The sequence below is a fragment of the Streptomyces sp. Alt3 genome, assembly GCF_030719215.1.
Classification (GTDB): Bacteria; Actinomycetota; Actinomycetes; order Streptomycetales; family Streptomycetaceae; genus Streptomyces; species Streptomyces glycanivorans.
Genome location: NZ_CP120983.1, coordinates 6,424,672 through 6,448,842, shown reverse-complemented (window position 1 = coordinate 6,448,842; position 24,171 = coordinate 6,424,672). Strand labels below are relative to the sequence as shown.

Annotated in this window: 24 protein-coding genes; 10 read left to right on the top strand and 14 right to left on the bottom strand. The window is 71.1% G+C overall.

Features of this window, described 5'->3' with window-relative positions; translation table 11 throughout:
- Positions 1-16: 16 nt before the first annotated feature.
- Positions 17-1,051 carry a LacI family DNA-binding transcriptional regulator gene (locus P8A20_RS28450; RefSeq protein WP_306104480.1) on the top strand — a complete coding sequence of 345 codons (1,035 nt, stop codon included), beginning with the start codon at positions 17-19 and terminating at the stop codon, positions 1,049-1,051.
- A 43-nt stretch (positions 1,052-1,094) separates the two neighbouring features.
- On the opposite strand, the gene P8A20_RS28445 is transcribed toward P8A20_RS28450, so the two are convergent.
- A complete protein-coding gene (locus P8A20_RS28445) occupies positions 1,095-1,631 on the bottom strand; it encodes a GNAT family N-acetyltransferase (protein ID WP_147962002.1) in 537 nt (178 codons plus the stop codon).
- Between the two features lie 108 nt (positions 1,632-1,739).
- Complete coding sequence (locus tag P8A20_RS28440) at positions 1,740-2,810, bottom strand: alkene reductase (RefSeq protein WP_147962001.1); 1,071 nt, start codon at positions 2,808-2,810, stop codon at positions 1,740-1,742.
- Positions 2,811-2,956: 146 nt separating this feature from the next.
- Between P8A20_RS28440 and P8A20_RS28435 the strand changes: the two genes are divergently transcribed.
- Positions 2,957-3,460, top strand: a complete 504-nt coding sequence (locus P8A20_RS28435) for a MarR family winged helix-turn-helix transcriptional regulator (protein ID WP_147962000.1) — start codon at positions 2,957-2,959, stop codon at positions 3,458-3,460.
- A 1-nt stretch (position 3,461) separates the two neighbouring features.
- Here P8A20_RS28435 and P8A20_RS28430 read toward each other — a convergent pair whose 3' ends face one another.
- The 3 genes from P8A20_RS28430 to P8A20_RS28420 form a co-directional block, all read right to left on the bottom strand.
- Positions 3,462-4,523 carry an aminotransferase class V-fold PLP-dependent enzyme gene (locus P8A20_RS28430; RefSeq protein WP_306104479.1) on the bottom strand — a complete coding sequence of 354 codons (1,062 nt, stop codon included), beginning with the start codon at positions 4,521-4,523 and terminating at the stop codon, positions 3,462-3,464.
- Between the two features lie 70 nt (positions 4,524-4,593).
- Positions 4,594-5,331, bottom strand: coding sequence for a DsbA family oxidoreductase (locus tag P8A20_RS28425; protein ID WP_147961998.1), 738 nt, complete (start codon positions 5,329-5,331; stop codon positions 4,594-4,596).
- A gap of 98 nt (positions 5,332-5,429) precedes the next feature.
- Positions 5,430-5,570, bottom strand: a complete 141-nt coding sequence (locus P8A20_RS28420; RefSeq protein ID WP_306104478.1) for a hypothetical protein — start codon at positions 5,568-5,570, stop codon at positions 5,430-5,432.
- A 109-nt stretch (positions 5,571-5,679) separates the two neighbouring features.
- Between P8A20_RS28420 and P8A20_RS28415 the strand changes: the two genes are divergently transcribed.
- Positions 5,680-6,339 (top strand): TetR/AcrR family transcriptional regulator, encoded by a 660-nt coding sequence (locus P8A20_RS28415; RefSeq protein ID WP_306104477.1) that lies wholly within the window; start codon positions 5,680-5,682, stop codon positions 6,337-6,339.
- A gap of 94 nt (positions 6,340-6,433) precedes the next feature.
- Here the strand turns inward: P8A20_RS28415 and P8A20_RS28410 are convergent, their stop codons facing one another.
- The 7 genes from P8A20_RS28410 to P8A20_RS28380 form a co-directional block, all read right to left on the bottom strand.
- A complete protein-coding gene (locus tag P8A20_RS28410) occupies positions 6,434-8,029 on the bottom strand; it encodes a sensor histidine kinase (protein ID WP_306104476.1) in 1,596 nt (531 codons plus the stop codon).
- Entirely contained in the window at positions 8,026-8,745 is a 720-nt protein-coding gene (locus tag P8A20_RS28405) for a response regulator transcription factor (protein WP_147961996.1), read from the bottom strand. The genes P8A20_RS28410 and P8A20_RS28405 overlap by 4 nt, the downstream gene beginning before the upstream one ends.
- Positions 8,746-8,896: 151 nt before the next feature.
- Positions 8,897-10,660, bottom strand: coding sequence for a CotH kinase family protein (locus P8A20_RS28400; RefSeq protein WP_306104475.1), 1,764 nt, complete (start codon positions 10,658-10,660; stop codon positions 8,897-8,899).
- Positions 10,660-11,337, bottom strand: a complete 678-nt coding sequence (locus P8A20_RS28395; RefSeq protein ID WP_099176060.1) for a DUF4956 domain-containing protein — start codon at positions 11,335-11,337, stop codon at positions 10,660-10,662. Before P8A20_RS28395 ends, P8A20_RS28400 begins: the two co-directional genes overlap by 1 nt.
- On the bottom strand, positions 11,334-12,239 hold the full coding sequence (locus P8A20_RS28390; protein WP_306104474.1) for a polyphosphate polymerase domain-containing protein: 906 nt from the start codon (positions 12,237-12,239) through the stop codon (positions 11,334-11,336). The genes P8A20_RS28395 and P8A20_RS28390 overlap by 4 nt, the downstream gene beginning before the upstream one ends.
- A gap of 230 nt (positions 12,240-12,469) precedes the next feature.
- Positions 12,470-13,084 carry a DUF1349 domain-containing protein gene (locus P8A20_RS28385; protein ID WP_147961993.1) on the bottom strand — a complete coding sequence of 205 codons (615 nt, stop codon included), beginning with the start codon at positions 13,082-13,084 and terminating at the stop codon, positions 12,470-12,472.
- Complete coding sequence (locus P8A20_RS28380) at positions 13,081-14,601, bottom strand: aldehyde dehydrogenase (NADP(+)) (RefSeq protein ID WP_306104473.1); 1,521 nt, start codon at positions 14,599-14,601, stop codon at positions 13,081-13,083. Before P8A20_RS28380 ends, P8A20_RS28385 begins: the two co-directional genes overlap by 4 nt.
- A 154-nt stretch (positions 14,602-14,755) precedes the next feature.
- Here P8A20_RS28380 and P8A20_RS28375 point away from each other — a divergent pair, with 154 nt between their 5' ends.
- Together P8A20_RS28375 and P8A20_RS28370 are read left to right on the top strand one after the other, a co-directional pair.
- Complete coding sequence (locus P8A20_RS28375) at positions 14,756-15,526, top strand: IclR family transcriptional regulator (protein ID WP_147961991.1); 771 nt, start codon at positions 14,756-14,758, stop codon at positions 15,524-15,526.
- Between the two features lie 108 nt (positions 15,527-15,634).
- A complete protein-coding gene (locus P8A20_RS28370; protein ID WP_306104472.1) occupies positions 15,635-17,086 on the top strand; it encodes a peptidoglycan D,D-transpeptidase FtsI family protein in 1,452 nt (483 codons plus the stop codon).
- A 45-nt stretch (positions 17,087-17,131) separates the two neighbouring features.
- Here the strand turns inward: P8A20_RS28370 and P8A20_RS28365 are convergent, their stop codons facing one another.
- Positions 17,132-18,640, bottom strand: a complete 1,509-nt coding sequence (locus P8A20_RS28365; protein WP_261988893.1) for an NCS2 family permease — start codon at positions 18,638-18,640, stop codon at positions 17,132-17,134.
- 437 nt (positions 18,641-19,077) lie between these two features.
- On the opposite strand from P8A20_RS28365, the gene P8A20_RS28360 reads away from it, so the two are divergent.
- The 3 genes from P8A20_RS28360 to P8A20_RS28350 all read left to right on the top strand — a co-directional run bounded on the left by P8A20_RS28360 (position 19,078) and on the right by P8A20_RS28350 (position 21,322).
- Positions 19,078-19,650 (top strand): SigE family RNA polymerase sigma factor, encoded by a 573-nt coding sequence (locus tag P8A20_RS28360; protein ID WP_147961989.1) that lies wholly within the window; start codon positions 19,078-19,080, stop codon positions 19,648-19,650.
- Positions 19,650-20,360: a hypothetical protein gene (locus P8A20_RS28355; protein ID WP_306104471.1), complete on the top strand. Its 711-nt coding sequence runs from the start codon at positions 19,650-19,652 to the stop codon at positions 20,358-20,360. Before P8A20_RS28360 ends, P8A20_RS28355 begins: the two co-directional genes overlap by 1 nt.
- A 128-nt stretch (positions 20,361-20,488) precedes the next feature.
- Positions 20,489-21,322 (top strand): pectate lyase, encoded by an 834-nt coding sequence (locus tag P8A20_RS28350; protein ID WP_147964379.1) that lies wholly within the window; start codon positions 20,489-20,491, stop codon positions 21,320-21,322.
- 81 nt (positions 21,323-21,403) lie between these two features.
- Here the strand turns inward: P8A20_RS28350 and P8A20_RS28345 are convergent, their stop codons facing one another.
- Entirely contained in the window at positions 21,404-22,102 is a 699-nt protein-coding gene (locus P8A20_RS28345) for a ScbR family autoregulator-binding transcription factor (RefSeq protein ID WP_261989078.1), read from the bottom strand.
- 253 nt (positions 22,103-22,355) lie between these two features.
- Between P8A20_RS28345 and P8A20_RS28340 the strand changes: the two genes are divergently transcribed.
- A complete protein-coding gene (locus P8A20_RS28340; protein ID WP_147964380.1) occupies positions 22,356-23,270 on the top strand; it encodes a ScbA/BarX family gamma-butyrolactone biosynthesis protein in 915 nt (304 codons plus the stop codon).
- Positions 23,267-24,115, top strand: coding sequence for an NAD(P)H-binding protein (locus tag P8A20_RS28335; RefSeq protein WP_306104470.1), 849 nt, complete (start codon positions 23,267-23,269; stop codon positions 24,113-24,115). Before P8A20_RS28340 ends, P8A20_RS28335 begins: the two co-directional genes overlap by 4 nt.
- The last annotated feature ends 56 nt before the right edge of the window (positions 24,116-24,171 follow it).

Genomic DNA, 24,171 nt, shown 5'->3' with positions numbered 1-24,171 from the left:
TGAAAGATCGAGCACCATGAGCCGCACAGAACAGAACGGCGCGGGACGCCGCAGGCCGCCGACGATCCACGACGTCGCCCGGGAGGCCGGGGTCTCCCGGGGCACGGTCTCCCGGGTGCTCAACGGCGGTCACAACGTCAGCCCGGCCGCACTCGAAGCGGTTCAGTCCGCCATCCGGCGGACCGGCTACACCGTGAACCGGCATGCCCGGTCGCTGATCACCGGACGCTCCGACTCCGTGGCGTTCCTGCTGACCGAACCCCAGGAGCGCTTCTTCGAGGACCCGAACTTCAACGTGCTGCTGCGCGGCTGCACCGCCGCGCTCGCCGCGCACGACATCCCTCTGCTGCTGATGATCGCGGGCACGGAGGCCGAGCGCCGCCGCAACATGCGTTACATCGCCGGGCACGTGGACGGGGTGCTGCTGGTCTCCAGCCACTCCGGCGACCCGGTGGCCGCGCAGCTGCACGAGGCCGGGGTGCCGCTGGTGGCCTGCGGGAAGCCGCTCGGTCAGGGATCGCGGGTCAGTTACGTGGCCGCGGACGACCGCAACGGCGCCCGGGACATGGTGCGCTTCCTGCACGGGTCCGGGCGCCGCCGGATCGCCACGGTCACGGGGCCGCTGGACACCCCGGGCGGTGTGGACCGGCTCGCGGGGTACCGCGAGACGCTCACCGAGTGCGGGCTGCCGGTCGACGAGACCCTGATCGTGCCGGGCGACTACAGCCGGGCGGGCGGTGAGGCCGCGGCGGCGCTGCTGCTGGAACGGGCACCCGACGTGGACGCGGTGTTCGTCGCGTCCGACCTGATGGCACAGGGTGTGCTGAGCGCGCTGGAGCGGGCGGGCCGCCGGGTGCCGCAGGACATCGCGGTGGGTGGCTTCGACGACTCCCCGGCCGCCCTCTCGGCACGCCCGGAGCTGACGACGGTCCGTCAGCCGTGGGACCGGATCAGCGCGGAGATGGTGCGGGTGCTGCTGGCGCAGATCGGCGGTGAGGACCCGGCCGCGGTCATACTCCCCACGGAACTGGTGCGCAGGGAATCGGCGTAGAGCCGGGGCGCCTTCGTCCGTACGGCAACGGCCTGGCCGGGGCTCAGCCCAGACGCCGGGCCAGCACCTGCCCCGGCCAGGTACCGGACAGGAAGGGGTCCGTACGGGCGAAGCCGTTGCGCTCGTAGTACGCGACCAGTTCACCTCCGCCACCCGCCCAGCAGTCGACCCTCAGCAGGTCCACCCCGGCCCGCCGGGTCTCCTCGGCGGCGTGGGCCAGGAGCGCGGCTCCGATGCCCAGACCTGCGTGCCTGCGGTCGGAGATCAGCAGGCGCACATAGCGCTCCGGTTCCCCGGCAGGGGCGATCGGCATCTGCGGGCTGGGGCCAGTGTCCAGCACCAGCGCTCCCGCGGTCGTGCCGTCCAGCTCGGCGACGTACGGGGTGTTCAGCGTGGTGTACCGCTCGACCCGCTCGGCGCCGCCGGCGGTCTGCGAATACGGGACGGTGCCCCACTGCTGGGTGTTGCCGCGGGCGTTCATCCAGGCCACCGCGGAGTCGAGCATGTCCAGGATGGCCGGCGCGTCGGCCGGACCGCCCGGCCTGATGCGTATGCGCTGAGCCGCTTCGTCGTTGGTCACGGCGGCAGTCTGCCACGGGGACCGCGGCGGGCGCCGTGAGCCCGTACGCCGCCGTCGCGGATCGCGGGACGGCGGCGTACGGGCTCACGAAGTCCCCGCCGGCGGGGGTCAGACGGTGTCGAGCGCCGGGTAGTCGGTGTAGCCCTTCGCGTCGCCTCCGAAGAAGGTCGACGGGTCCGGTGTGTTGAAGGGGCCGCCCGCCTTCAGCCGGGCCGGCAGGTCCGGGTTGGCCAGGAACAGGGCGCCGTAGGCGATGATGTCGGCCACCCCGTCGTCGATGACCGTGTGGTGCTCGGGGCCGGTGGGTCCCTCGGAGAACACGTTGATGACGAGGGTTCCGGTGAACCGCTTGCGCAGCGCGAGCGTCAGCTCCCGGGTGCCGGCCTGCTCCAGTACGTGCAGGTAGGCCAGCCCGAGCGGTTCGAGCTCGGCGACGAGCGCGGTGTAGACGGCGTCCGGCTCGGGCTCCTCGATGCCGTTGTAGGGGTTGCCGGGCGAGATGCGCAGTGCGGTGCGCTCGGCGCCGATCTCGGCGGCGACGGCCTTGACCACCTCGACCGCGAAGCGGATACGGGCCTGCTCGGAGCCGCCCCACGCGTCGGTGCGGAGATTGGTGTTGGGGGCCAGGAACTGCTGGATCAGGTAGCCGTTGGCACCGTGCAGCTCGACGCCGTCGAAACCGGCCTCGATCGCGTTGCGGGAGGCCGTGACGAAGTCGTCGACGGTGGACCGGATCTCCGCGTCGGTGAGCTCGTGCGGCTCCACGAAGTCCTTCGGCCCCACGTGGGTGTAGAGCTGGCCGGGCGCGGCCACCGGGGAGGGTGCCACCGGGACCAGCCCGTCGGGGAGCAGGACGGGGTGGCCGATCCGGCCCGCGTGCATGACCTGGGCGAAGATGCGTCCGCCCGCCGCGTGGACGGAGTCGGTGACCTTGCGCCAGGAGGCGACCTGCTCGGCGCTGTGCAGGCCGGGGGTGGAGGGATATCCCTGGCCCACCACGGACGGCTGGATGCCCTCGGTGATGATCAGCCCGGCCGAGGCGCGCTGGGTGTAGTAGTCGACGGTGAGGTCGGTGGCCGTGCCCCCTTCACCGGCCCGGCTGCGGGTCATGGGTGCGAGGGCGATGCGGTTGGAGAGCTGCGTCCCGGAGAGGTCGACGGGATCGAACGCGGTGGTCATGAGAGCCTCCGAGGCATTTATATGGTCGGCCAAGTAATCAGCTGCGAGCCACTGTAACGCATTAATTGGCCGACCAAGGTAAAGTTCACGGGGACGTCATGAACCCGGCGGTGGACCGGGTGGCAGCCCCGCCCCGAGGAGTACCGATGCAGGCCGACAGCAATGCTCCCGCCGATCCCGCCTGCACCGGCGGACTGCCGGGCGCGGCACTCGGCGGGCCTGTCAGCCACGCCGTCTCGCGGGTCGCCAGGCTGCACAGGATGACGGCGGGCCGCATGCTCAAGGGGCTCGGGCTCTACCCGGGGCAGGAGTTCCTGATGATGCACCTCTGGGACAACGGGGCGGTCCGCCAGGCCGAGCTGATCAAGGCGATGGACCTCGACCCGTCCACCGTGACCAAGATGCTCCAGCGCCTCGAACAGGCCGGGCACGTGCGCCGCCGCCCCGACCCCGACGACCGGAGGGCCGTCCTGGTCGAGGCGACGGAGCAGGGCTGCGCACTGCGTACGGAGGTACGCGACGCCTGGTCGGGACTGGAGGAGCACACCCTCGCGGATCTGGACCCCGCCGAGCGCGCGGAGCTGATCCGGCTGCTCGCCAAGGTGGAGGAGAACCTCTGCCACCAGGCCGGGGACTGCCCCGCGCAGTAGCTCAGCCGGACAGCACGTCCAGCGCGCGGTCGACGTCGGCCTCGGTGTTGTACAGGTGGAAGGCCGCCCTCAGGTTGCCCGCGCGGGCCGACACGACCACCCCGGCCGCCGCCAGGTCGGGCTCGCGGCCTCCCAGCCCGGGTACGGCGACGATCGCGGAGGTCCCGGGCACCGCCTCGTGCCCGAGCGGAGCCAGCCCTTCACGGAAGCGGGCGGCGAGTGCGGTGGCGTGCGCGTGCACGGCTTCGACGCCGACCTCCGCCAGCAGCTCCAGCGAACGCTCGGCCCCGTGGTAGGAGAGGAAGGAGACCGGCTCGTCGAAGCGCCGGGCCTCGGCGGCGAGCCGTTCGACCGGGCCGTAGACGTTGCCCCAGGCGTCCTCCGCCGCCGCCATGCCCGGGAACAGGACGGGCAGGGTCTCCTGCGCCTCCTCGGTCACGGTCAGGAAGGACGTGCCCCGGGGGCACATCAGGAACTTGAAGCCGCCGGTGACCGTGTAGTCGTACGCACCCGCGTCCAGCGGCAGCCAGCCGGCGGACTGGCTGGCGTCGAGCAGCGTGCGGGCGCCGTGCGCGGCGGCGGCCGCGCGGATCGCGTCCAGGTCCGCGACGCGGCCGTCGGAGGACTGGACGGCCGAGAAGGCGACGACCGCCGTCCCCGGCCGCACCGCGTCGGCCAGTTCGTCCAGCGGGACGTAGCGCGTCTTCAGGTCGCCGCGCACGGCGAAGGGGCTGACGACCGAGCTGAACTCCCCCGTCGGCGCGAGGACTTCGGCGCCGGGCGGGAGGGAGGCGGCCACGAGCCCGACGTGCGAGGCGACGGAACCGCCCACGGCGACCCGGCCGGTGCCGACCCCGACGAGCCGGGCGAATCCGTCCCTCGCGGCCACCACCGTCGCGTGGTCACCCGCACCTTGCCGGCGCCCCGTCGCGTTGTCGTCGACGAGCGCCTTGACGGCGTCGGCGGCCCTGCGGGGCAGTAGCCCGCAGGTCGAGGTGTTGAGGTAGGTGGTTTCGGATGCGAATTCGCTGGCCCTGACCCGGTCGATCGCAGAAGTCTCCATGCGGGACAGCCTGACGGCCGCTCAACCTCACGTCAATCACGCTGGTTTGAGCGGCACGCCCAAGACATCCTTATACGCGCCGGTCGGGGGCGCTCGCCGCGGGCACTTCGCAGGCCCCGTCCGCGTCACAGGCCGCCGCGTCGCCACCGACCTGCGTCAGGCCGGGGACCTCGCGGTCCTTCCACGCCTGTTCCAGGGCCTGGGTGAAGACCTCGGCAGGCTGCCCGCCGGAGATGCCGTAGCGCCGGTCGAGCACGAAGAACGGCACCGCGTTGGCACCCAGCTCGGCGGCCTCGCGCTCGTCGGCCCGCACGTCGGCGGCGTACGCCTCGGGGTCGGCCAGCAGCGCACGCGCCTCGTCGGCGTCTAGGCCCGCCTCGACTGCCAGGTCGGCCAGCACGGCGTCGTCGAAGACGGAGCGCTCCTCGGCGAAGTTCGCCCGGTAGACGAGGGTCAGCAGCTCCTCCTGGAGCCCACGGGCCTTGGCGAGGTGGAGCAGCCGGTGGATGTCGAAGGTGTTGCCGTGGTCGCGCCCCTCGGTGCGGTAGCCGAGCCCTTCGGCCTGCGCGTTCGCCGCGACGTTGGCCTCCATCCCCCGGGCCTCCTCGGTGGTGCGGCCGTACTTCTGCGCGAGCATGTCGATGACCTGCTCGGTGTCGCCCTTGGCCCGTCCCGGGTCGAGCTCGAAGGAGCGGTGGACCACCTCGATCTCGTCGCGGTGCGCGAACCCGGCCAGCGCCTTCTCGAAGCGCGCCTTTCCTACGTAGCACCACGGGCAGGCGATGTCGCTCCATATCTCGACGCGCATGACTCTTCTACTCTCCACCTCTGCAGAACCGGTGCGGAGGGGTCCTCCGCCGAGGGGTCAACGCACGGCCCGACCGGCTGATTCCCGGCTGTGGGACGTCACACGACGGGGCCGGTGGCGATCCTGCCGACGACCGTGCGGGATTCGGCGAGCTCCAGGGCCGACGCGACGTGGGCCCCGTCCGGCTCGACCTCCCCGGGCAGGACCTCGGTGGCGGAGAGGGTGACGGTGCTGGTCATGACGCACTCCTTGCGACTCCTGCCATTTACTTACAGCCGTAACGCTACGGACGTGAACTCATTCCGCAAGGGGACGCCCTTTGAAAACTTCACGGTGTAAGTTGACGGGATGGAGCACACCGGAACGGCAGATGCGGCCCCGAAGCGGGCCCGCGTACGCAACCGCCGCGGCGAGGGCGGCCGTCTGCGCGAGGACATCGTCGCCGCGGCGATGGAGCTGCTCGACGAGACGGGCGACGAACGCACCATCACCCTGCGGTCGGTCGCACGCCGGGTCGGGATCGCGGCCCCTTCGATCTACCCGCACTTCCCCGACCAGCCGGCCATCATGCTCGCCGTCGTCCGGCAGGAGTTCGACGGGCTGACGGACAGTCTGCGTACCTCGGTGGAGAAGGCCGGCGACGACCCGCGACGGCGGCTGTACGCCGTCTGCAACGCCTATCTCGACTACGCCCGGCTCCACCCAGGGCGCTACCGCACGATGTTCGGCGGACTGTGGCTGCCGGACCTGGGCGACAGTTCCCTCACCGAGCAGGACCTGGCGACGCTCGGCGCGGAGAGCATGCAGATCCTGGTGGACGCCCTCGGCGGCTGCGTCGGCGCGGGGCAGGCCACCAGTGACGACGTGCCGGCCGACGCGGTCGCGCTCTGGGTCGGCCTGCACGGCTTGGCCCACCAGCGCACCATCAGCCGCGCGTTCCCCTGGCCGGAGGACATCTCCGACCGTGTCATCACCGCGCTCGCCCACCTGAACCCGGCCGACGGATGACGGCGCGTGCCTGCGATCGCTTCGATCGCAGGCACGCGCCGACGGGACGGACCCGTCGGCGGAGCAAGGCCCGACAGGCCGGAAGACGGGCGACTCAGCTGCGCGGGGCGTCACTTCGGCAGGCGGCCTGGCAGCGCTCGGCGTCGGGCCGGCCCGGAGCCGGGCCGGCCGGGAGGAGCAGGCGGAAGGCGCATCCCTCACCGGGGCCGGTGTCGAGTTCCAGGCGCCCTCCGTGGGCCTCGGCGATCGTCGAGGCGATGGCGAGGCCGAGACCTGAGCCGCCCGCGAGGACGCCGTCCCGCGAAGAGCCGGCAGCCGGCTGCGCCCGGTAGAAGCGGTCGAAGACCTGCGCGGCGTCCTGGGGGGACAGGCCCGGGCCGTCGTCGGCGACCTCGATGACATGGGCCGGCTCGCCGGAGGGCAGCGGCGGATTGGCGCTGGTGCGGCCGGGGCGGTCGGCACCACCGGTACGGGGGCCGGCCCGCAGGCTCCCGACGCGCACCTCGATCCGGGTGCCCGGCGGGGTGTGGGTGCAGGCGTTGTCCAGGAGGTTGGACAGCACCTGGGCGAGCTGGTGAGGGTCGCCGGAACCCTCCACGACGTCGAGCTCCCCCGGGTCGCCTGCTCCGCGCACCCCGAGCGGAGCGAGGGTGACGCGTCGCTCCGGGTGGCGTACGGCCGTGGCGGCGATGCCGTCCGCGGCCAGCGAGAGCAGGTCGACGGGCCCGTGTTCGGTGGTGGGGGCGTCGCCGAGCTTGGCGAGCAGGAAGAGGCTGTCGACCAGGCGGCTCATGCGGTCGGCGTTCTGCGCGATGAGTTCATGGGCCTCGCGGCGGCGGCTCGCGGACATGTGGGGGTCGTGCAGCAGGAGTTCCGCGAAGCCCTGGAGGGAGGTCAGCGGCGTGCGGAGTTCGTGCCCCGCGTCCGCCATGAAGCGCCGCAGCCGGCGCTCGGTCCTGTCCTTGCGGTGCAGGGCCGCACGCAGTTGGTCCAGCATGGTGTTGAAGGCGATGCCGAGCCGGCCGACCTCCGTGTCCGGGCTGGTGTCGGTGACGTTCTGTTCGAGCTCGCCGCTGGTGATGCTGCGGGCGGTGTGCTCGACCCGGGTCAGCGGACGCAGGCCGAGGCGCACGGCCGCACCGCCCAGCAGTGTCACTCCCGCCGCCGTGGCGACCCCGATCCCGAGGCTGAACCAGAGCAGTCGGGACGTGGCCTCCTCCACCGAGTCCAGGGGCAGGGCCACGACGGCGCGCATGCCGTCGGGGCCCGAATCGGCGACCACACGCCAGCTGCCTCCGCCGTCCTCGGCGGGCACGGTGGCGGGACGTCCGTCCACGGGATCGCCCGCGGTGACGGTACGTCGCAGGCGCGGCTCGCTGCGACCGTCGCCGAGCGACTCGGGCAGCAGCCGGCCCTCGGCGTCGTAGAAGTAGACGCGGAAGTCCGACGGGAGTATCTCGTGGGCGGGGGGCCGGTGGGCGGGCGCGGTGCCGCCGGAGATGTCACGGTAGACCGGCGAGGGCGGCCGGAAGTCCGTGAGCCGGTCGTCGACCTGCCCGACGAGCCAGGAGCGCATGAGGGTCAGCCCGGTCGCCTGGCACACCAGCACAGCGGCGGTGGCGAGGACCGTGGCGATCAGGACCAGACGGGTGCGCAGCGATCGGGGGCGCAGACGCCCGGGAGTCTTCACGGGGTTTCGTCCCGGGGCAGGCGCAGGCAGTACCCGACGCCCCGCACGGTGTGGATGAGCAGCTGTCCGGTGCGGTCCATCTTCCGGCGCAGGTTCTTGATGTAGGTGTCGACGATGCGGGTGTCGCCCGCGAAGTCGTGGTGCCAGACCCTCTGCAGGATCTGCTGCTTCTCCAGCACCTTCTCGGGCTGCGCCATGAGGCAGGCCAGCAGCCGGAACTCCGTCGGCGACAACGGCACCCGCCGGCCGGCGCGCCACACCTCGTGGGCCTCCTCGTCGAGGGTGAGGTCGGCGTAGCGCATGGGCGGCCGCTCGGCGGGCGGTGCCGTGCGCGGCCCGGCACTGCGGCGGAGGATGGCGCGTATCCGCAGCAGGACCTCCTGGACGTGGAAAGGCTTGGTGACGTAGTCGTCCCCGCCCGAGCTGAGACCGATGATGCGGTCCTCCACCTCGGTGCGCGCGGTGAGGAAGAGGACCGGGGTGTAGATGCCCCGGGCGCGCAGTTCCCGGGTCACGGTGAATCCGTCGGTGTCGGGGAGCATCACGTCCAGCACGATCAGGTCCGGCCCGCAGCGGCCCGTCCCGGACAGGGCGTCCCGCCCGGTCCCCGCCGAGGCGACGGCATAACCGGCGGCGTGCAGGGCGGAGGTCAGCAGGGTGCGGATGCTCGGGTCGTCCTCGACTACCAGGACGGTGTGCCGGGCTGATGCTGCCATCACGGCTGGGGTTCACCTCGGACGGGACGTGCGGTTCGTGGGCCGGCGGGGCCGTGTCCACGGTACGGGGCACCGGGGGCGGCCCGCGGACACACGGGTGGGCCGGCGCCCCGGACCGGACGGGGGGAATCCGTGTCCGGGGCGCCGTCGGTCATCCGGTCACCTCCGCGTTCTTCGCCAGTGCCTCGGTGCGCGCGGTGACGGTCGTGCGCAGCGTGGTGACGGCCTTCTCCAGGTCGTCCGCGTCGACACCGGCCTTCTGTGCCTGGCCGGCGATGTCGTCCAGCGCCTCGGCCGCCGTACCGGAACCGAAGTACGTCTCGTACAGCTCGCCGTACGCCTTCTTGTAGACGCCGTCGAACGCGTCGAGTTCCAGGAAGCGCTCCTTGAGGGCGTGGCCCCCCATGGCTCCGCCGCCCGGCATCCCGCCGCCCTCCGGCATCTCCGCCCCGTCCGGCAGCTCCATGCCTTCCGGCAGCCCGGGCATGCCCTGCGGCGGTCCGCCGTCCTGGCCGCCGGTGTCCTGCTGCCCGCCGGTGTCCTGCCCTGCCCGGTCACCGCCGGCGCGGCCGCCGCCCATGCTCATCTCGTCGTCGGGCCCCGCCTCGGCGTCTCCGCTGAAGGTGAGGTTGAAGTCCCATCCGAGGACGGAGAACTTCTTCGTGTCCAGGTCGTACCAGAGCAGGTAGTTCTTGCCGGGCCCCGCCATGTCGTCGAAGTTCATCAGCAGGTTCTGCGTGGCGACGTACTTGGAGAACGACTCGATGTCGATGTGCTTGCCCAGGTCCGCGGCGAACTCCTCGTCCGACGCCTCGTCGACCCACTTGATGAACTTCATGACGGGTTCGAGGTCCTGGCTCCCGACCTTGTTGAGCTGCCGGAACGAGGCCTCGTAGTCGGAGGGGTCGTCTCCCTCGTAGGCGAAACTCCCGCCCGCCCGCGCCTTGTACAGCACGCCGTTGCCGTCGACGGCCTCGGCGTACTCGGTGTCGGGGTTCTCGACCATGAGCCTGGTGACGGCCGGCCGGTTGTTGACGGCCACCGTCGTGAAGCCGTACCGCTCGGCCTTCTCCCCGCTCTCCTTCGTCAGCGACAGCGCCAGGGCCTCGTTCAGCGGGACCTGTTCGTCGGCTCCCGGGCGCAGCGAGATCTCCCGCTCGCCCTGGTAGGCGCGGCCCTCGACGTATTCGTCGATCTTGATGAGCCAGGGAAGCTCCTCCGGCTTCTCGGCGGAGAGGTCGTACTGGGTCATCCCCCCGCCCATACCGCCCCTGCCGCCGCCCGCGTCGGCGGCGTCATCGCCGCCGGTGCCTCCGCCGGCGCTACCGCCGGCCGCACCTCCGGCACCCGCGGCTCCGGGACCGCCCGTGCCTGCCGTACCGCCCGCGGCGCCAGGACCGCCGCCGGTCGCGGCCTGGCCGCGGTCCTGGCCCCCGCCGCCCTGTTGCTGCTGCGGGGCGCCCTGCCCGGCCCCGGCCGGCATCCGGCCGCCACCGGGTCCGCCCTGGTTGCCGCGCAGGGACATCAGGGTGGAGTTCCCCTTCAGCCGGATACCGACGTCCGCCAGGAAGACCCCGTCGATGGTGAGGTCGGCCGAGATGGAGTCCTTGGTCCCCTCGTCCTCGAACTCCTTCATCATCTTGTCGAAGTCGGTCTGCTCGTACGTCAGCTGGATCGAGTGCGTGACCGCGGTGTCGTACAGACCGACCGTGCCCTTGACGTCGTCGGTGATCGTGTCCGCCTCCACCTGCGAGGCCGACGTGACGTACGGCGAGATACGGGCGTCACCGAAGGCGTACACCATGACGGCCAGCCCCACGCACAGCGCTCCGGCCGGCTTCCAGTGGTGCCGCAGCCGCACCGGGAGACGGTCCTTGAGGCGCCGCCGGCGGGCAGGTGTCGTACCGCCGCTCATCACAGGTCGGTCGTGTCGTAACCGGTCAGCACCGTCACCCGCTGCCCGGAGGTGCGCTCCTGGAGGGCGGTGACGAGGTCCCCGGGTTCGGTGCCCTTCTTCATCCGCACGGTGTAGAAGACCTCGTTGAGGGCTCCCCCGCGGATCGTCTCCGTGCTGACGAGCTCGAACTCGCTGGTGTACTTGATCAGCACGTCACGGATGGCGGGCGTGTAGTCCTCGCCCGCGGGGACCTGGACCTTGACGACCTGGCGCTGGACGTTCAGGGCGAACCAGTTGAACTTGAACATCACGAGGATCACGACGCAGATCACGACGGCGCCGACGGCTGCCAGCGTGTAGAACCGGGCACCGCAGGCCATGCCGATGGCCATCGCCAGGAAGATGAAGCCGACGTCCCTCGTCTCCTTCACCGCGTTCCTGAACCGGACGACGGACAACGCGCCGACCAGCGAGAACGCCCGTGCCAGGTTCGAGCCGACCACGAGCATGATCAGGGCGACGATCATGCCGACGATGACCAGCGTCTGGACGTAGGACTGGCTGTAGGAGACGTTGCGGTGCGTGTACCGGTAGGTGTAGCCGATCACCGTGCTCAGGATGAACGACAGCGCCATGGCGGCGACCACGTCGGCGACGCTGAACGTCCCGCTGAGTTCCTGCAGATCGAAGTTCACTGTGCTCCTGCTTTCACCGGCGCGTGCGGCGCCGTCGGCTGCCCCAGCGGGGGCCGGGTGTGGGGGGTGGGCGGCGGACAGTCCGCCTCGTGGACGTGGAAGACGGACCGGGGTGCCAGGCCGAAGGCCTCGATGGACTGCACGTACTTGCTGATCCGCACCAGGTTCAGATTCCGGCGCGCGGCCAGGTCGGTGATCCAGTACGGCGTGCGCTCGTTCACCTTGATCTCCATCACCGTCATGTGCGGCGGGATGGTGAAACGGTTCTCCGGCGTGGTGGTCCCGAAGTGGAAGTCGCGGTCCCGGCCCCGTATCCGCCGGTCGAAGGTGACCCGCAGTCCCGTGTCGGAGGCACGGCCGACCAGCGCCTCGCGCTGGTATCCGGTGATCGCCGTCGGCCGGAGGTTCAGCCGGACGACGAGGTCCAGCACCTCCTGGACGAAGGCGCTCTCCTTCGGCGTGTGCTCGACCGTCTCCCGCGCGTCGCACAGCCTCCTGGCGGTGGCGTACGGCAGGGTGATGCGCCGCTTCTGTGTCACCCGGTTCACCCGCTGCTTGATCTCCACGCACACCGGGGACTCGTCGGTGACGCCGTCGAGATCGCCGTAGTGCCGGATACGCAGCTTGCGCCGGAACTTCAGGCCTTCGATCTTCTCCCAGTAGAACCGCAGTTCCGGGCTGTCGTAGTACAGGCTCCAGACCCCGTACCCGCCGACCGGGCTGTTGAGGTCCCGGTCCATCCGTTCCCCGAGCTCGTCCCGGATCTCGGCGGCCTGCTCCACGGGCACGAGGTACTTCAGCTCGAACCGGTTGAACGCGTGCAGCCTGCTCGCCACGTGCAGCGGCTGGTCACCCTCCTCGGCCGGGGCGTCGCCGTCCCGGTACCCGGGGGATGCAGCCATGTCGGGTCGCGACACCCTGCGCCTCCTTACGTCTACGTGCCGGACCGGCCGGCACGGGACACCGAATCAAGGGCGCATGAGGAAGCCGTGAGAAACGCGGGTTGATTGCCGGAGGATTCCTGGTGACGCACGGGTGAACACCGTACGAACGCGACAGAGCGGGCCGGGACATGCGCCGAGGGCCCGGATCCTCCTGGATCCGGGCCCTCGGCGGGTGTGCGTGTGTTCCGTCAGCTGCCGTCGCGCAGGTCCCCCGGGGCGGTGGGGCGGAAGGCGATCCGGTCGAACGAGGCCGTGCAGCCCTCGCCGGTCGGTGACTGGACGAGGAAGCCGATGCGGGCGGCCGCCCGCTCCTCCTCCGTGCCGAGGGTGAACACGCGGACGAAGGTCCACCGCTCACCGTCGGCCGACGCGTGGAAGGCGAAGGCACCGCCGGTGCGGCTGAGCCGCAGCCAGCAGCTGTCCCCCTCCACGACGGCCGAGTTCACGTCGTCGGACTGCCCCCGGGTGACCACGGTGCAGACGGTCGGGCGTTCCGGGGAGAGCTCCAGGCAGAGCTTCGCCCACTCCCGCTCGCCGACGTGGAGGTAGAGCACCCCCGCGTCGAAGGCGGCGGCGAAGCCGACCTTCACCCGGGCGATCAGCTGGAAGTCGCCCTCGGGCGCCGCGCCCAGGAGACGCGGGGCGTCGGAGGCGGGCTCCAGCGCGTCGCCTCCCGGCGGGACGAAACGGTCCTGCTTCGGGCCGGCCGTGCCGGTCAGCGCGCCGTCCTCGTACACCCACCCGCCTTCGGGCCCGGAGGGCTCCAGCGGGAAGGGGAGCTCGTCGATCCGCAGCGCCGTCATACCCGGCGCCCGTCGACCCGGCGCGGCAGGTTCTGCGGGTTGTCCTCGCGGAGCTCCGCCGGCAGCAGCGCCTCGGGCGTCGACTGGTAGCTGACGGGGCGCAGCCAGCGCTCGATCGCGGTGGCCCCGACCGAGGTGGAGGTGGAGGTGGTGGCCGGGTACGGGCCGCCGTGGTGCTGGGCGGGAGCGACGGCGACGCCGGTCGGCCAGCCGTTGACCAGGACGCGTCCTGCCACCGGCGTCAGCTCGGCCAGCAGTCCGGCGGCGCTGCCGTCGGCCTCCTCGGTGGCGATCTGGAGGGTGGCGGTGAGGTTCCCGGGCAGGCGGGACAGCACGGCGGTGATCTCGTCCGCGGAGTCGTAGCGGGCCACGACGGTGACCGGGCCGAAGCACTCCTCCAGGAGCGCGTCGTGGGGTCCTTCCTGGGCCAGCCGCCGGGCCGGCACGGTGAGGAAGCCCGCGGAGACCGTGTGCTCGCCGCCCGCACCGGGGGTGACGGGTGCCTCGACATCGGGGAGCGCGGCCCGCTCGGCCACTCCCTGGACGAAGGCCTCGCGCATCCGGTGGTCGAGCATGACCCCGGCGCCCGTACCGCTCACCGTCTCGGTCAGCGACTTCAGCAGCTGGTCGCCGGCCTCGCCGGACGGGGCGAACACGAAACCGGGCTTGGTGCAGAACTGCCCTGCGCCCATGGTCATCGAGCCGCCGAGTCCGGCACCGATCTGCTCGGCGCGCTCGGTGGCGGCCGCCTCGGTGACGACGACGGGGTTGAGCGAACCGAGCTCGCCGTGGAAGGGGATCGGCGTGGGCCGGGCGGCCGCCGCGTCGAACAGGGCGCGGCCGCCGCGGATCGACCCGGTGAAGCCGGCGGCGGAGACGAGCGGGTGCTTCACCAGCTCGACACCCGCCTCGAAACCGTGGACCACGGTCAGGACGTCCTCGGGCAGCCCGTGCCGGGCCGCGGCCCGGCGCAGGAGCGAGGCGCAGATCTCGGAGGTCGCGGGGTGGTCGGGGTGCGCCTTGACGACGACGGGGCAGCCCGCGGCCAGCGCGCTCGCGGTGTCGCCGCCGGGGACGGAGAACGCGAGCGGGAAGTTGCTGGCGGCGTAGACGGCGACGACACCGAGCGGGATCTTGTAGCGGCGCAGGTCCGGCCAGGGCGGGGTCCGGCTGCCGTCCTCGTGGTCGATGTGGATGTCGAGGTAGGCGCCCTCGTCGACGACCTCCGCGAAGGCCCGCAGCTGGGCGGCCGTGCGGGCCAGCTCGCCGGTGAGCCTGGCGGGGCCGAGCGCGGTCTCCGCGTCGGCGGCCTCGATGACGTGTTCCTGGGCCTCGGCGAGCAGGTCGGCCGCGGTGCGGAGGAACGCGGCGCGCACGGTGCGGTCGGCCAGCGCTCCCCGGACGGCGTGCGCCGCCCGGACCGCACGGTCGACCTCCTCCGCTGTAGCCTCCACCGCAACCTGCTCACGCGGGTTCCCCGTTCGGGGGTCGACGCTCCAGACTGGTGCTGCTGCCACCGTGATTCCTTCCGGTCCACTGCCACACAGGAGAAGTTGTTCGGTATTCTGAACAGCGTTCCTGAACGTGAATACACGGGAACTCTATTTCCGGGCGCTCAGTGTTGGCAAGAAGTGACAGGGTCGGACAAGAAGGCTGGAAGGGGCATCAGGGATGTCGGTTGGCGAGTCCGGTGGGGCACAGGTCAAGTCCGCTGTGAGGACGGTGGAGCTCCTCGAATACTTCGCGGGGCGACCCGGCATGCACTCGCTGGCCGCCGTGCAGGAGGCCGTCGGGTATCCCAAGTCCAGCCTCTACATGCTGCTGCGCACCCTGGTGGAGCTCGGCTGGGTGGAGACCGACGCCACGGGAACGCGCTACGGGATCGGCGTGCGGGCCCTGCTCGTCGGCACCTCGTACATCGACGGTGACGAGGTCGTCGCCGCCGCCCGCCCCACCCTGGACCGGCTCTCCGACGACACGACGGAGACCATCCACCTGGCCCGGCTGGACGGGACGAACGTGGTGTACCTCGCCACCCGGCAGTCCCAGCACTACCTGCGCCCCTTCACCCGGGTCGGCCGCCGGCTGCCCGCGCACTCCACCTCGCTCGGCAAGGCGCTGCTGGCCACCCACAGCGACGAGCAGGTCCGCAAGATGCTGCCCGAGACTCTGCCGGCGCTGACCGAGCACACCCTCACCGACCGCGAGAAGCTGATCGAGGAGCTGCACGTCATCCGCGAGCAGGGGTACGCCGTGGACCGCGAGGAGAACACCCTCGGCCTGCGCTGCTTCGGCGTCGCGATCCCGTACCGCACCCCCTCGCGTGACGCGATCAGCTGCTCGGTACCGGTCGCCCGGCTCACGCCGGCGCACGAGCAGATGGTCAAGGACGCCCTGTTCGACGCCCGCGACCGGCTCACGCTCGCCACCCGCAGGCTCTGAGCACACAGCGGGGCGCTCCCGGACGAGCGGACCCGCGCGCCTGAGAAACCGGTGAGAAGGAACACGAACGGGAACGTCCCCGGCGCCCCCGTTCGTCCCTCCAGCGGGATGAACAAGACGATCAGGCGCGCTTCGGTCTTCTGTCTGCTCATGGTCCTCGCCCTGCTGGTGCGGGCGACCTGGGTCCAGGCGTACGAGGCACGGGCGCTCGCAGACGACGAACACAACCGGCGGAACACCATCGCGCAGTACGCGCAGCCGCTCGGAGACATCATCGTGGCCGGTTCCCCGGTCACCGGTTCGAAGGAGACGGACGGCGACGACCTCCGCTACAAACGCACCTACACCCAGGGCGATCTGTACGCGGCGGTCACCGGCTACAGCTCGCAGGCCTACGGAGCCACCCAGCTCGAAGGCATCTACAGCGATGTCCTCGACGGCACCGACGACCGGCTGAAGAACCCCGCCGACATGCTCACCGGCAAGCAGACGGACCCCGGCGACGTACTGACGACCATCGACCCGGACGTGCAGAAGGCGGCGTACGAGGCGCTCGGCGACGACCGGGGAGCGGCGGTCGCGATGGACCCGGAGTCCGGGCGGATCCTGGGGATGGTCTCCTCGCCCTCGTACGATCCCTCCGGCATCAGCGGGACCACGGACGGCGACGCCTGGCAGAAGCTGCTCGACGACAAGAGCAAACCGCTGGTCAACCGGGCGCTGCGGCAGCCGCTGCCGCCCGGCTCGACGTTCAAGCTGGTGGTGGCCTCGGCGGCGCTGGAGAACGGTCTGTACGGCTCGGTCGACGAGCCCACCGACAGCCCCGACCCGTACACCCTGCCGAACACGAGCACGGTCCTGTCGAACGAGAACCCTTCGGCACCCTGCGAGAACGCCACACTGCGTACCGCCCTCCAGTACTCGTGCAACAACGTCTTCGCGAAGGTCGCGGCCGATCTGGGCCAGGACAAGCTGAAGGCGATGGCGGACGACTTCGGCTTCGACACCGAGGAGCTCGACGTACCGGTGCGGGCGTCGCAGAGCGTGTACCCGACCGGGATGGACAAGGCGCAGACCGCGCTGACCGGCATCGGGCAGTTCGAGGTGACCGCGACCCCGATGCAGATGGCCATGGTGTCGTCGGCCCTCGCCAACGGCGGTGAGCTGGCCTCACCGCACATGGTCTCCAAGGTGACGGACTCCGACGGATCCACCCTCCAGGAGTTCCCGGACGGGGACACCGAGCGGGTCGTGAAGGCCTCGACGGCCGAGCAGCTGCGGAGCGCGATGGTCACCGTCGTGGACGAGGGAACCGGCAGCAACGCGAAGATCGACGGCGCCGAGGTGGGCGGCAAGACGGGAACCGCGCAGAACGGCGTGGACAACAGCAACACTCCCTACGCCTGGTTCACCTCGTACGCGAAGGACGACTCCACCGGCAAGCAGGTCGCGGTCGCGGTGGTCGTCGAGGACTCGGGAGCGGCCCGCTCCGAGGTCAGCGGAAACGGTCTCGCGGCCCCGATCGCGCAGAAGATGATGAAGGCGGCCCTGAAGGGCTGAGGCGGACCCGCTGCCACCGGCCTGCCGGTGGCAGCGGGTCGGGTCCTACTTCACGCCGAGCAGCTGCTCGACCGGGTCGACGGCGAAGTACACGGCGAACAGGGCGGCGGAGGCCCACAGCAGCCAGTGGACCTCCTTGGCCTTGCCGAGGACGGTCTTGAGCACCACGTACGAGACGAAGCCCGCGCCGATACCGTTGGTGATCGAGTAGGTGAACGGCATCACGGCGATCGTGAGGAAGGCCGGGACGGCGATCTCGTACTTCTCCCAGTCGATGTGACGTACCTGTGCCATCAGCATGAATCCGACCGCGACCAGGGCCGGCGCCGCCGCCTGCGCCGGGACGATCGTGGCAAGCGGGGTGAGGAACAGCGCCACGGCGAAGAGGCCGCCGGTGACGAGGGAGGCGAAGCCCGTGCGGGCGCCCTCACCGACGCCCGCCGCGGACTCGACGTAGGAGGTGGCGGAGGACGCGGAGGCCGCGCCGCCCGCGACGGCTGCCGCCCCGTCGATGAGCAGGACCCGGCCCAGATGCGGCACCTTGCCGTCCTCGTCGAGTAGTCCGGCCTCGTGGGAGACGCCGACGACGGTACCCATGGTGTCGAAGAAGTCGCTCAGCAGCAGGGTGAAGACCAGCAGCACGATGGTGAGGACACCGACGTGCTGGAACGCCCCGAAGAGACTGAAGGAGCCGATCAGCCCGAAGTCCGGTGCCGCCATCAGGTCTTCGGGGACGGCGGGCACGGTCAGCCCCCACGCGGTGGGGGCGATGTCGGCGACCGCGTCGATGACGACCGCCACGACGGTCGTCACGACGATGCTGATGAGGATGGCGCCCTTGGTCCCGCGTGCGAGAAGCGCGACGGTGAGCAGGACGCCGAGGCAGAAGACCAGGACCGGCCAGCCGGAGAGGTGCCCGGTGGCGCCGAGCTGGACGGGCACGGATCCGGTGTCGCCGGGGATGCGGGTGGCGAACCCGGCGTCGATGAAGCCGATGAAAGCGATGAAGAGCCCGATGCCGACGCTGATGGCCTGTTTCAGGGAGGCGGGGATCGCGTACATGATCGCCTCACGGAGCCCGGTGACCACCAGGACGCAGATCAGCAGGCCCTCGATGACGATGAGACCCATCGCGTCGGGCCAGCTCATCAGTGGCGCGAGCTGGTACGCGGTGACGGCGTTGATGCCGAGACCGGCCGCGAGGGCGAGCGGGAGATTGCCTCCGAGCCCCATGACGACGGTCGTCACGGCGGCCACCAGGGCGGTGGCGGTGACGAGTTGGGGTGCGGAGAGGTGGTTGCCGAACTTGTCCTCGGCCGAGCCGAGGATGATCGGGTTGAGCACCAGGATGTAGGCCATCGTGAAGAAGGTGGCGAAGCCGCCGCGTATCTCACGTCCGAAGTCGGAGCCGCGGGCGCTCACGGAGAAGAAGCGGTCGACCGCACCCGGGCCGCCGCGCTCCGGGGGCACGCCCTCCGCGGACACCGCGGGCTCGGGGGCCACGGCGCCCTCGGTCCCGCGCACGGGCGCGGTGGGATCAGGTCTGTCCGGCATGACGCTCCTCCTGGTATGCGGATCGCGGTGTACGGATCGCGGTGTACGGATCGCGGTGTACGGACACCGCGTACGGATCACGCGGTGGTCAGCCGGATTGTTCACCGGCCACGGGGATTTCAGGTTTTCGCCGTGTTACGTCTCGGACGGCGCACGGGCACGCCGAAGAGAGCCGGGGTGTGTACCGCGGACCCCCGGGCGGTGGCGCGAAAGGAACGTACACACGGACGCGCGCGCCGTCACTCCCCCGGGCCTCCGGTCCTTCGGCCGGCGCAAGGGGGTTCAGGTTTTCGCCGTGTTACGCCTTACTGGGAGGCGCACACCTGTCGAAGCGCTTCCGGGGTGCTCATTGGTACGCTCGCGCCCCGCGAACGGAGTTGGGAACGTACACAGCCCGTTCGAGCGCGTAGGTATCCCCGTGCAGAGAAGAGGTACCCGTGGGCACAGTCGTGGATGATGCTGCTGCCGCCGAGTTCCGTGCGTTCTTCGAGGCGCACTACGCCGAACTCGCCCGGCTCGCCCATCTGCTGACGGGCGAGGCGGATGCGGCGGACGACCTGGCGGCCGACGCGCTGATGGCGCTCTGGCACCGCTGGGACCGGGTCAGGGGCGCCGACCACCCGGCGGCGTACGCCAGAGGGGTCGTCGCCAACCTGGCCCGCACCCGCATCCGCAGCGCCGTGCGTGAGCGCCGGAGGATCGCCCTGTTCTGGGCGCCTCGCGGGGCCGGGGACGGCTGCGCGGCGGACGGGCCCGACGTGTCGGCCGTGGTGGACGTCCAAGGTGCCCTGCGGCGGCTGCCGTTCCGCAAGCGGGCGTGCGTGGTGCTGCGGCACGCCTTCGACCTGTCCGAACGCGACACCGCTCTGGTCCTCGGCGTCTCGGTGGGTACGGTGAAGAGCCAGACCTCGCGCGGTGTGGCGGAACTCCAGCGGCTGCTGGGGCCCGAGACCCCGGCGGCACAGGTACAGGTGGCGGCCGCCGGACAGCGCGCCGGAGGAAGGCAGTGATGGACGAGGACCTGCGGGAGCGCCTGCGCGCGGCCGCCGCTTCGCACCACCCCGACCGGGCGAGGATGCTGGCCCGTGTCGAGCGTGGCATGGCGGAGGAACCGCCGGCCCGCCCCGCGCGCGTCCCGCGTACGGCGATGCCGTGGCTGCGCGTCGCCGGGGCGACCGCCGCGGTGTGCGGGGTGCTGACGGCCGGCGCGTTCGCGGTGGCGTCCGCCGGCGGGGAGGAGCCGGAGGGCGGGCAGCGGGTGGCCGCGGGTCCTGCCTCACCCGGCCCCACGTCGCCGGCCGCGGGCAGGGGAGGCGCGCTGCCGGCGGGGAAGGGCCCGCTGTGGTCGGACGGTTCACTGGACCCGGACAGCAACAGCTACTGGGCGCAGAGCGAGGTGACGGTGAAGACGGCCGGGCCCCTGTCCACGCTCACCGTCGAACTCCGCATCGCGCTGAACGGCGGGGTGAACACCACCGGGTCCTGGCGCTCCCTGCCGGAAGAGGACTTCACGGTCTCGGCACGCGAGGAGGACGGCTTCCTGGTCTACCGCTGGGACCTGAAGCCGGGCAGGAGCGTGCCGGCCGGTACGCACACCTTCGCGGGGCAGTACAACCACGCGCAGGGCGACCGTGACGCCGGACGGGACGACTACACGGCGCGGGCGCGGGTGGCGGGTGAACAGGTCGCGGTGGGCGGGGACTTCACACAGACGCGCTGAACGCGGGGCGGCGGGGCCGGCCGGCACCGTGGAGAAGAACGGGGCCCGGAGGCGGCAACCCTTTCCCAGGGCGGTGGCGACCCAGGAGCGCGACACACCCCCACCCCCTAGGAAACGGGACCACGAACATGAAGGAACGCGCGCACACCCACCGGCGCAGGCCCGGCAGGCGCCGCATGGCAGCCGCCCTCACCGCGGCCCTGGGCCTCACCGGCGCCGCTCTGGCCACCAACGTGATGCTGCAGCCGGCGGGCGCGGCGACGGCCGCGGTACCCGCCTGGCCCAGCGCCACCGGCACCCAGGCCGTCTCGAAGACCATCGAGGTCTCGGGGACGTACGACGGATCACTGAAGCGCTTCTACGGGAGCGGCGACCTCGGGGGCGACGGCCAGGAGGAGGGCCAGGACCCGATCTTCAAGCTGGCCGACGGCGCCACGCTCAAGAACGTCATCCTGGGCTCGCCCGCCGCCGACGGCGTGCACTGCTCCGGCAGCTGCACCATCCAGAACGTCTGGTGGGAGGACGTCGGCGAGGACGCCGCGTCCTTCAAGGGCACGTCGACCGGCTCCGTCTACACGGTGTACGGCGGCGGCGCCAAGAAGGCCTCCGACAAGGTCTTCCAGTTCAACGGCGCGGGCAAACTGGTCGTCACGAAGTTCCAGGTGTCGGACTTCGGCAAGCTGGTCCGGTCCTGCGGCAACTGCTCCAAGCAGTACAAGCGCGAGATCATCGTGAACGACGTCGACATCACGGCGCCGGGCAAGTCCCTGGTCGGCATCAACACCAACTACGGGGACACCGCCGCACTGCGGTCGGTGCGGATCCACGGTGACAGCAGCAAGAAGATCAAGCCGTGCGTCCGCTACACCGGCAACAGCACCGGTGCCGAGCCGAAGGAAACGGGCAGCGGCCCGGACGGCACGTACTGCCGCTACACCGCGTCGGACCTCAGCTACGACTAGGCACCCCGAGGGGTAGGAGCAGGGGCCCGGACCCGCGCGGCGGCGCGGGTCCGGGCCCCTGCTGTCGGCCTGGGCCGGCCGTCAGTCCTGCGCGGCGGGCGGCTCCTCCGCCACCGCGGACTCCCCGCCGGCTCCCGACTTCGCTGCCGCAATCAGGTGGGCCCCGCGCCGCTCACACATGTCGAGCACACCGAGTACCGGGGGTACGGCGATGCTGGGCATGAGGTTCTGCAGCAGTACCGTCACACGGTCCGGCAGGTCGTCGTAGTCACTGAGTAGCTGCGACATCTGCTGGAGGCCCGCGAAGGTGCCCACGAACAGCTCGGCGGTCGCCAGAAGGTCGACGTGGCAACGGAGTTCACCGCGTTCCTGTGCCTTCTCGAGAATGGCCAGGTTGGCGTCCCTCCAGGCGCGGAACACGCCGCCGCGGTCGATGCCGGTGGCCTGCTGGTCCAGGGTGAGCCGGACACTGGCACGGACCAGCGGGTCGGTGCGCAGGCGTTCGGCAAAGACCATCCCGGAGTCGACTAGTTCCTGCAGCTTGACGGGCTGCGGGCGCAGGGCGTTCTCCTCGGTCTGCTGCTGCTCGGCGAGGATTATCCGGGCCAGGTCGTCCTTGTTCCTGAAGTGGAAGTAGATGGCCCCCTTGGTCGTTCCCGCCGCGGTGGCGATGTCACTGAGAGTGGTGGCCTCATAGCCTCGCCGGTCGAAGACGACGGCGGCGGCCTCGATGAGTTTCCGCCGGGTTCGTGCCGCCCGGTCCTGCTTTGTCAAGTTCATCCCTCGCTCTGTGCTCCGGAAGCGAGAAAAACGTTAACGTACGAATCTGCTGTCAAAAAGACGACCCCACGCTCCCCGGAGGCTCTGCCTCCACCCCGACCGGAGCGTTCACGAAACGTAAGTTCCCCTCTAGATCACTTGTGACCTGCACTTATTCAATTCCGCATGATGTGTTTCGCGTCACACTTTCAGCCGTTGAAAAGAATATCCTGGGGTACGTAACGTTGCGCCAACAACGTTTCTTGGGGGGATCGTGTTAGACATCATCAGCGCCGGCACCCGGAAGCCCACTTCCGTGCCCATGCAGTGGGCGCACCGCGAGAGACCGCAGGACGTCGTACCGACGCATTGGAAACGCCTCTCGGAGAACCGTTTCCTCGTCGATGGCAGCTGGCCCGAGGAGCACCCGTTCTTCGCGCCGGTCGGCGGACTCCACGATCCGCTGTTACTGGTGGAATCCATGCGTCAGAGTACGATTCTGCTCGGTCATGCCGCTTACGACGTCCCACTCGACACGCACTATCTGATGCGCTCGCTGGACTTCACCTGCCAGCCCCAGCACCTTCACGTCGGCTACAAGCCGGACGTCGAGATCGAAGTCGTCTTCGACGAACTCACCCACCGAGGCCGTGTGCTGTCCGGCATGCGGGCCGCGGTCACGGTCGGACGCAACGGCCGGGAGGTCGGCACCGGCGTCAGCCACATCAACCTGATCAGCGCCCGCGCCTACCGTCGTGTGCGGGGTGCCGTCGCACAACAGCCCGTACCCCGGCAGTACGCACCCGATGTGCCGCCCCAACTCGTGGGCCGCCTCCGCTCCGAGGACGTCCTGCTCTTCCCCACCGGTATCTGGGGCCACTGGGTCCTCAAGATCGACACCGGTCACCGCACCCTCTACCAGGGGCCCAAGGACCATGTGCCGGGCATGGTCCTCATCGAGGCCGCCCGCCAGGCCGCGCACGCCACCATCGGTCCCTCCGCCTTCGCGCCCTGGACCGGCGACAACACCTTCCACCGGTACGCGGAGTTCTCCCGGCCCCTGCTCATCGAGGTCACGGACGTGTCCCTGTCGGGGGCCGACTGGGCGATGAAGGTCACCGGACACCAGGACGGGGAAGCCGTGTTCACCTCGGTCTTCTCCGCGGGACAGTCCCGGAGACTGTCTTGATCCTGGTCACCGGCGCCACCGGCACGGTGGGGCGGGAGGTGGCGCGGCAGCTGGCGGCGGACCATGCCGTACGGCTGATGAGCCGCGCCCCCGCGCGCCCCGCCGTGCCCGGCCCCCGGGTGGAGAACGCCGTCGCGGACTTCGCACGGCCCGACGAACTGGCCGGAGCGCTGAGCGGGGTGCGGGCCGCGTTCCTGGTCACCGGCCACCCGGTCGAGCCCCATGACGAGCGCTTCCTGGAAGCCGCCGTCGCCCAGGGCGTCAGCCACGTGGTCAAGCTGTCGGCAGCGGTCGTCGCCGACGAGACCGACGACTTCCTCACCTCACGCCAGAGGGCCATGGAGGAGGCGGTGCGCTCGTGCGGGATCGCCTGGACCCTGCTCCGCCCCCGGGCGTTCATGTCGAACACCCTGTCCTGGGCCGACCCCATCGAACGGGACGGCACGGTGGGCGCGTTGTACGGCAGCACGCCCAACGCGCCGGTGGACCCTCGCGACGTCGCCCGGGTCGCCGTGCGGGCGCTCACGGAGAGCGGACACGCGGGCAGGACGTACACCCTCGCCGGTCCCGAGGAGCTCAGCGCCCACGCGCAGGCGCGCATCCTCGGCGACGTACTCGGGCGCCCGCTGCGGTTCCGCGAGTGGACGGTCCGGGAGGCACGCGCGTACCTGGCACGCGGACACCCGCCGCCCGTGGTCGAGGCACTCCTCGAGCGGGCCGCCCTGCAGGCCGGCGGCGGCAAGGATCTGCGCGGAGACGCGCTCGCCCCACTGACAGGCCGCGCCGCGGGCACGTTCCGAGGCTGGGCGAACGACCACGCGCACTGCTTCCCCGGCAGCAGGTGAACAGCCCGCCCCCAGGGTGACCGGCCCTGTCACCCTGGGGGCGGTCGCGCGCTCCC

What these genes read in the sequence shown, in the direction of transcription:
- P8A20_RS28450 (WP_306104480.1), top strand. Translation starts at nt 17, where the DNA reads ATGAGCCGCACAGAACAGAACGGCGCGGGACGCCGCAGGCCGCCGACG.
- P8A20_RS28440 (WP_147962001.1), bottom strand. Translation starts at nt 2,810, where the DNA reads ATGACCACCGCGTTCGATCCCGTCGACCTCTCCGGGACGCAGCTCTCC.
- P8A20_RS28435 (WP_147962000.1), top strand. Translation starts at nt 2,957, where the DNA reads ATGCAGGCCGACAGCAATGCTCCCGCCGATCCCGCCTGCACCGGCGGA.
- P8A20_RS28430 (WP_306104479.1), bottom strand. Translation starts at nt 4,523, where the DNA reads ATGGAGACTTCTGCGATCGACCGGGTCAGGGCCAGCGAATTCGCATCC.
- P8A20_RS28425 (WP_147961998.1), bottom strand. Translation starts at nt 5,331, where the DNA reads ATGCGCGTCGAGATATGGAGCGACATCGCCTGCCCGTGGTGCTACGTA.
- P8A20_RS28420 (WP_306104478.1), bottom strand. Translation starts at nt 5,570, where the DNA reads ATGACCAGCACCGTCACCCTCTCCGCCACCGAGGTCCTGCCCGGGGAG.
- P8A20_RS28415 (WP_306104477.1), top strand. Translation starts at nt 5,680, where the DNA reads ATGGAGCACACCGGAACGGCAGATGCGGCCCCGAAGCGGGCCCGCGTA.
- P8A20_RS28405 (WP_147961996.1), bottom strand. Translation starts at nt 8,745, where the DNA reads ATGGCAGCATCAGCCCGGCACACCGTCCTGGTAGTCGAGGACGACCCG.
- P8A20_RS28400 (WP_306104475.1), bottom strand. Translation starts at nt 10,660, where the DNA reads ATGAGCGGCGGTACGACACCTGCCCGCCGGCGGCGCCTCAAGGACCGT.
- P8A20_RS28390 (WP_306104474.1), bottom strand. Translation starts at nt 12,239, where the DNA reads ATGGCTGCATCCCCCGGGTACCGGGACGGCGACGCCCCGGCCGAGGAG.
- P8A20_RS28385 (WP_147961993.1), bottom strand. Translation starts at nt 13,084, where the DNA reads ATGACGGCGCTGCGGATCGACGAGCTCCCCTTCCCGCTGGAGCCCTCC.
- P8A20_RS28375 (WP_147961991.1), top strand. Translation starts at nt 14,756, where the DNA reads ATGTCGGTTGGCGAGTCCGGTGGGGCACAGGTCAAGTCCGCTGTGAGG.
- P8A20_RS28370 (WP_306104472.1), top strand. Translation starts at nt 15,635, where the DNA reads ATGAACAAGACGATCAGGCGCGCTTCGGTCTTCTGTCTGCTCATGGTC.
- P8A20_RS28365 (WP_261988893.1), bottom strand. Translation starts at nt 18,640, where the DNA reads ATGCCGGACAGACCTGATCCCACCGCGCCCGTGCGCGGGACCGAGGGC.
- P8A20_RS28355 (WP_306104471.1), top strand. Translation starts at nt 19,650, where the DNA reads ATGGACGAGGACCTGCGGGAGCGCCTGCGCGCGGCCGCCGCTTCGCAC.
- P8A20_RS28350 (WP_147964379.1), top strand. Translation starts at nt 20,489, where the DNA reads ATGAAGGAACGCGCGCACACCCACCGGCGCAGGCCCGGCAGGCGCCGC.
- P8A20_RS28345 (WP_261989078.1), bottom strand. Translation starts at nt 22,102, where the DNA reads ATGAACTTGACAAAGCAGGACCGGGCGGCACGAACCCGGCGGAAACTC.